Raw genomic sequence first — 6,360 nt, 5'->3', positions numbered from 1 at the left:
CCCTCATTCCCCCACCCCCCCATCTTTATTTATCCGGATTATTCCCAGAAAACGCTAATTCTTGTTAGCTTAAAGGAATGTTAATTAATGCTGAACTCCTACTGCAATACCAACGCTGTAAGCGCCGACCTTTTTTAGATATTCACGGTGAGTACAGTCAACGAGATGTGCCCAATGAATTATTACTCAAATTGCAACAAGACAAAAGCGCTTATCGACGCGGTATTTTGGCGCATTTTACCTATCACAAGCCAGATTATCCATATGGCAACTGGGAAAAGGCCCATGCAGCGACTTTAGAATTGATGCAGCGTGGAGTTGAGTACATCCATCAAGGAGTACTATTAGTCAACCACAACGAGTTGGCACAACCAACAAGCGAGAATATTCCTTTATCGCCTCACTATGAAGGATATACTCTCCTCAGTCGTCCAGATTTACTGGTAAAACAGCCAGGCAAATCTCGCTTTGGCGATTGGATGTATATTCCTGCGAATATGGAAATGGGTAAGCGTCCCAAGCAGGAATATCAAGTTAATATTGCATTTCACGCCCAAGTATTAGCAACAGTACAGGAAGTTGCACCCGAAACTGCTTGGTTAATATTGCGTACCAAAAACTTTGATTATCCAGTGGATCTAGCTAAATGGACACCACAAATGCAGCAGATTCTCCAGGAGTTTATTCAAGTTTTAGAGTCATCAGAACCACCAGAAGTTTTTATTTCACGTCAGAAGTGTAGTCTTTGCCATTGGTATAGTCAATGTTATGCGATCGCTCAATCGCAAAAACATCTCTCTTTGTTACCAGGCGTTACACCCCTGCGCTACGATCAACTGCAAACTCTCTCCATTACCACAGTAGAATCTCTTGCCAATACTCATCCCAGCGCCTTAGAAAACTTAGTTGGATTCGATAATGAAGTAGCACCGAAGTTGGTAGTACAAGCGCAGTCTGCATTGTCAGGACGACCTTTGATTTTACCCAACCCGCTACCAATAGCAAATATTACATTTACAGCACCCATTGAGCTATACTTCGATATCGAAGCACAGCCAGACCTAGATTTAAATTATCTTTTGGGGGTTTTGGTTGTTAATAAAGAAGCGAATACAGAAGAGTTTTATTCATTTTTGGCAGAAAGACCAGAAGAACAAGAATTAATTTGGCAGCAATTTCTTAACTTAGTTTGGCAATATCCCAAAGCACCAATTTATCATTTTTGCGTCTACGAATTTGATACAGTTAAACGCTTGGCGAAACTTTACCGCACTCCTAACTCCTCAGTGCAACCTGTACTGAATCGGTTTGTCGATGTCTATGAACAATTAACCCAAAGTGTAGCATTGCCCATAGAAAGTTATGCCCTGAAAGCGATCGCTCGTTGGTTGGGGTTTGAGTGGCGTAATAAAGAAGCCAGTGGTGCTAAGTGTATTTACTGGTATGACCAGTGGTTAGCAACAGGCGATCGCACCTTACTAGAAAATATCCAACTTTACAACGAAGACGACTGTCGCGCCACCCGCAAGGTGAAAGATTGGTTTGTTAACTTTCTGCAAGCAGCTTGGATATCTTGACATGCTCGTTTACAGATACTTAATTTTGCCTTATTATCTGTGATAACCGTATAAAAACCTGATATATCGTTAAAAATAGCTGATTTTTCCACAGAGCGATATCGCTTTTTGAAAGTCAGTTATACAGAAATATCGGCATTTTTTGGAGATGCCGTTCGAGTTAAATAAAATATGTTGCATTATTCCATATCTGATTTAATTCGTCAAGCTTGAAGTGCTGTTCCCCAACCAATCCTTCTATTGTCCTTTGAGAATTGACTCAATGGAGATGCATCTATTCAGTTTTAGGTGACGTTGATGAAACAAGCAAGCAGACGCAGGCGTGGTGTAATCCTTACCCGAAAAGGCTGGGATAAATTTCAAGCTGCCAAAACTCAAGTTGAATTTGATGAGAATGGTGGAGATAGCTTTTCATTAGAAGAACTGAGCGATCGCACTCGTTTAGCTCTACACACTATATCTAGAATTTTGGCACGCTTGGAACCTGTAGATAAAAGTTCCTTGCAGTTTGCTTTCGCAGCCTTTGGGTTGGAGTTATCTCAAAGCGATTATACCAGGCCGACCTCGACCTTAGAGGAAATAGAAACTCGGCAAGCAAACCCGCAGTATGATTGGGCAGAAGCACCGGATGTATCTGTGTTTTTTGGCCGCCGTGAAGAATTATTGCAGCTACGACAGTGGATATTAGAAGAACGGTGTCGTTTAGTTGGACTCATAGGAATTGGCGGTATTGGCAAAAGCACTTTAGCTGTGAAGTTGGGACGGGAAATTCAAGATGAATTTGAGGTAGTGGTGTGGCGCAGCCTGCAAAATGCACCGCCAGTAGAGGAGCAAATCACCAACATCCTGCAATCTTTGCTGTCGGGGTTGCAAAAGGAGATGGTAATACCCGAAAGCTTTGATGGCAAACTAGCAAAGCTGATGGAATGTTTGCAAACAAACCGTTGTCTGCTGATTTTAGACAATGTAGAGACAATTCTCGCTGGTGGTCAAGCAGGGCAATGTCGTCCTGGGTACGAGGGATATGGTCAATTACTCAAGCGCGTTGGCGAAGTACGCCATATTAGTTGCCTTCTGTTCACTTCTAGAGAAAAACCCAGAGAAATTGTACCGTTAGAAGGAGACAGAACAGAAGTGCGATCGCTCCCATTAAAAGGATTAAATCCTACTGAGGGACAACAATTATTCCAGCAAAAAGGACAATTCACGGGTACAGAGCAACAATGGCAAGTACTCATCGAGCATTATGGCGGTAATCCCTTAGCGCTCAAGATGGTAGCAGCCGGAACCCAAGAGCTTTTCGACGGTAGAATTGCCCCGGTTTTAGAGTATGTAGAACGCGGGATACTAATTTTTGAGGACATTGGCGACTTGTTAGAACGGCAGTTCTACCTTTTGTCACCTGTAGAAGCGCAAGTAATGTATTGGCTGGCAATTAATCGAGAGCCAGTATCCCTTGCTGAGTTAGTTGCTGATATAGTGACATCTTCTTCCCAGCGTCTCGTACCTTCAGCAATTAAATCTCTGTTGCAACGCTCATTAATTGAAAAAAGCGGCGAGCGTTTCTTTTTGCAACCAGTGGTGATGGAATATACCACCCAGCGATTGCTTAAACAAGTGTGTCAACAATTAGTAGGGAAAAAGTCTGTCGGTTTAGGCTTATTCCAAACCCATGCTTTAATAAAAGCAACAAGCAAAGACTACATCCGGGAGACACAAAAGCAATTAATTGTGCAACCCTTGCTTGAGCAATTGTTAATAGAGTTGGGCAGTCAAGAAAAGCTGGTAATTTTGTTGCAGGATGTATTGGAGCAGCAAAGACATCAAGCTGCAATATTAACTGGGTATGCGGGGGGCAATGTCCTCAACTTGTTAGCGCATTTGCAAATAAATTTACAGGGGTATGATTTCTCAAATTTGACTATTAGGCAAGCGGACTTACAGCGTGTAAATTTAGCTGAAGTTAATTTCCAAAATACTGCTTTTGAGAAGTCTGTATTTGCTGCAACCTTTAAGAGTGTTCTCTCAATTGCCTTGAGTCCAGATGGAAAACTGTTGGCTACGGGTGATATTGATGGGCAAATTCGTTTGTGGCAAGTGGCGGATGGAAAAAAGTTGTTGACAATTAAGGGTCATAAGGGTTGGGTTTGGACGGTGGCTTTTAGTCCAGATGGGCAAACGCTGGCAAGTGGAGGTCATGATACATTAGTCAAACTGTGGGATGTACAAACGGGAGATTGCTTAAAAACTTTAGATAAACATACAGGCTGTGTTTGGTCTGTAAGCTTCAGTCCAGCTGGTCAAACTTTAGCAAGTGGGAGTGATGACACCTCAATTCGGTTGTGGGATGTCAGTCTAGGTACGTGCCTAAAAATACTGCACGGTCATACTAGTTGGGTATGTTCAGTCAGGTTTAATCAGGATGGTTCTATCCTTGCAAGTGGCAGTGACGATTGCAACATTCGCTTGTGGGATATCAGTGCTGGCATCTGTATAAAAACTTTAAAGGGACATATTGAGCGGGTATGGTCAGTTAGCTTCAGTCCAGATGGTAAAACCCTTACAAGTGGCAGTGAAGACCACTCTGTTCGGTTATGGAATGTGAGTAAAGGTACTTGCATCAAAACATTCGATGGTCATAAAGATTGGGTGTGGTCGGTTTGCTTTAGTTCGGACGGTAAAACCATCGCTACGGGTAGTTTTGACTCTAGCGTTCGGTTATGGAATGTGAGTGAAGGAACCTGCATTAAAATTTTACATGGGCATACCAGTGGAGTGCGCTCAGTTACTTTTAGTTCAGATGGACAAACCTTAGTTAGTTGCAGTAATGATTCGAGCGTGCGTTTATGGGATGTGAGTAAAGGTGTATGCGTTAGAACTTTACACGGTCGCACCAGTGGCGCACACTCGGTCAGCTTTAACCCAGATGCCTGTATCTTAGCTACAGGTAGTTTTGATGGTTTAGTTCGGCTATGGGATATTGCGTCTGGGTACTGTACTAAAATTTTACAAGGTCACACAGATTGGGTATGGTCAGTTAGCTTTAGTCCTGATGGTTCTATGTTAGCCAGTAGCAGTGATGACAAAAGCATTAAGCTGTGGGATGTTGCTGAAGGTCATTGTATTACAACCTTATATAGTCATACCCGTGGAGTACGCTCAGTTACCTTTAGTCCAGATGGCCAAACCTTAGCTAGTGCCAGTAATGATGCGAGCGTGAAACTATGGGATATCTACAATTACAAGTGTATAAAAACATTAAAAGGTCACACGGATTGGGTATGGTCAGCTAGCTTTAGTCCTGATGGAAATACTTTAGCTACAGGTAGTAATGACTGCTTGGTTAAGTTGTGGGATGTCTATGAAGGTAAATCTATAAAAACTTTGCAAGGTCACACTGAGCGCGTCTGGTCAGTTAGTTTTAGTCCTGATGGTAAGATGCTGGCTAGTGGTAGCAATGATGGCTCAATTCGATTGTGGGATACTAGTAACTTTACTTGCATCCAAGTGTTGGAAGGACATACTGCTGGTGTATGGTCAGTCAGTTTTAGCCCTGTTGGTTGCATCTTAGCATCCGTCAGTTATGACCAAACACTTCGCTTATGGAATATTAATGACTTCACCTGTGTAAAAGTTTTGCATGGTCATAGTAGTGGAATATGCTCTGTTAGCTTTAGTTTTCTGGGTAATATCTTGGTTAATGCTAGTCAAGATGAGGCAATTAAGCTTTGGGATATGGAAACTCTTGAGTGCATTAAAACCCTGAAAGTCAACCGCCTTTATGAAGGGATGAACATCAGGGGGGTGACTGGGTTAACAGCAGCGCAGCGATCGGCACTTTTGGCTTTGGGGGCTATGGATGGTGTAAGGTAAGTTTTCAATTTTTGTCCTACATTTAGTCTTTTAACAGTAATGTATTACACTCACTAATACTGTTTTCTCTACTCTTAAACTATTTATTTGGACATTGATAAACACGACAATCCTTTATCTTCTTCAAAAAAGATATCAGATTTTCAATAGACCAAAAATCTCTGAATTTTTCGATTCCTGAATCACGACCACCAACCGCATCAGCAGTATGTAATTCCAATTGAGTATCAACTGCTGCTACTACTAATCTACCTGCTACAACAGCAAGAATAAACGCTACAGGGCCAAAAGAAGCACCTACCAATCCTGCACCAGCTACTGGAAGAAGACGTGCTAAAGAATGTTGAATTTTACGCTCTGATGAAATATTCTCTAATGGAGAACAAAATGAACAGTAAGATTGATAAGGACATTTTAATCCTTCTTTGATAAAATATGCTACAACAGTACAGCAATTACTCCACTGTATATGATAATCAGCAATGATTAACTTATTTTTTATTTGATGTTCTTCATACAATTCTTTTGTTTTAAAGTCATCAATAGTTAATTTATATAGATTATATAGCTGCCTCATCCTATATTCATTTAAACCTGAAATTTCAAGTGTTATATTAGGCTGAGATTTAGCAAGGTTACAGTCTTCCTGAAAATCTATCTTTTTTAACTTATTAATAGGTATTCCTCGTTTATAGTTGTTTATAGTATCTAATGAATCATCACCTGGTCGATGGCTAATATAAATAGTATCTTGAAGATGATTATCATCTATAATAATCATTGCAGCATGACCAACATCTGCCTTAGGATTCCAGATTGCATCACGAATTCTTTGATGATTAGTAAATTTACCGTTCCATATATATACTTTAACAGTCATAAATACTCCTAATTTACTGTATATGTATTA

The 6,360-nt window shown here is 41.0% G+C and carries 3 protein-coding genes; 2 read left to right on the top strand and 1 reads right to left on the bottom strand.

Annotated elements, in window-relative coordinates; translation table 11 throughout:
- Positions 1-77 precede the first annotated feature (77 nt).
- Together I8748_RS25695 and I8748_RS25690 are read left to right on the top strand one after the other, a co-directional pair.
- Positions 78-1,577 (top strand): TM0106 family RecB-like putative nuclease, encoded by a 1,500-nt coding sequence (locus I8748_RS25695; protein ID WP_198127357.1) that lies wholly within the window; start codon positions 78-80, stop codon positions 1,575-1,577.
- Positions 1,578-1,874: 297 nt separating this feature from the next.
- Positions 1,875-5,450 (top strand): WD40 domain-containing protein, encoded by a 3,576-nt coding sequence (locus tag I8748_RS25690; RefSeq protein ID WP_225896550.1) that lies wholly within the window; start codon positions 1,875-1,877, stop codon positions 5,448-5,450.
- A gap of 79 nt (positions 5,451-5,529) precedes the next feature.
- Here the strand turns inward: I8748_RS25690 and I8748_RS25685 are convergent, their stop codons facing one another.
- Positions 5,530-6,330: a hypothetical protein gene (locus tag I8748_RS25685; RefSeq protein ID WP_198127355.1), complete on the bottom strand. Its 801-nt coding sequence runs from the start codon at positions 6,328-6,330 to the stop codon at positions 5,530-5,532.
- Positions 6,331-6,360 lie beyond the last annotated feature (30 nt).

Source organism: Amazonocrinis nigriterrae CENA67 (genome assembly GCF_016056305.1).
Lineage (GTDB): Bacteria > Cyanobacteriota > Cyanobacteriia > Cyanobacteriales > Nostocaceae > Amazonocrinis > Amazonocrinis nigriterrae.
Note: the sequence above shows the minus strand (reverse complement) of the source record. Positions and strands in the feature narration are given on the sequence as shown.

Coding starts and splice junctions, on each gene's coding strand:
- I8748_RS25695 (WP_198127357.1), top strand. CDS start 78: ATGTTAATTAATGCTGAACTCCTACTGCAATACCAACGCTGTAAGCGC.
- I8748_RS25690 (WP_225896550.1), top strand. CDS start 1,875: ATGAAACAAGCAAGCAGACGCAGGCGTGGTGTAATCCTTACCCGAAAA.
- I8748_RS25685 (WP_198127355.1), bottom strand. CDS start 6,330: ATGACTGTTAAAGTATATATATGGAACGGTAAATTTACTAATCATCAA.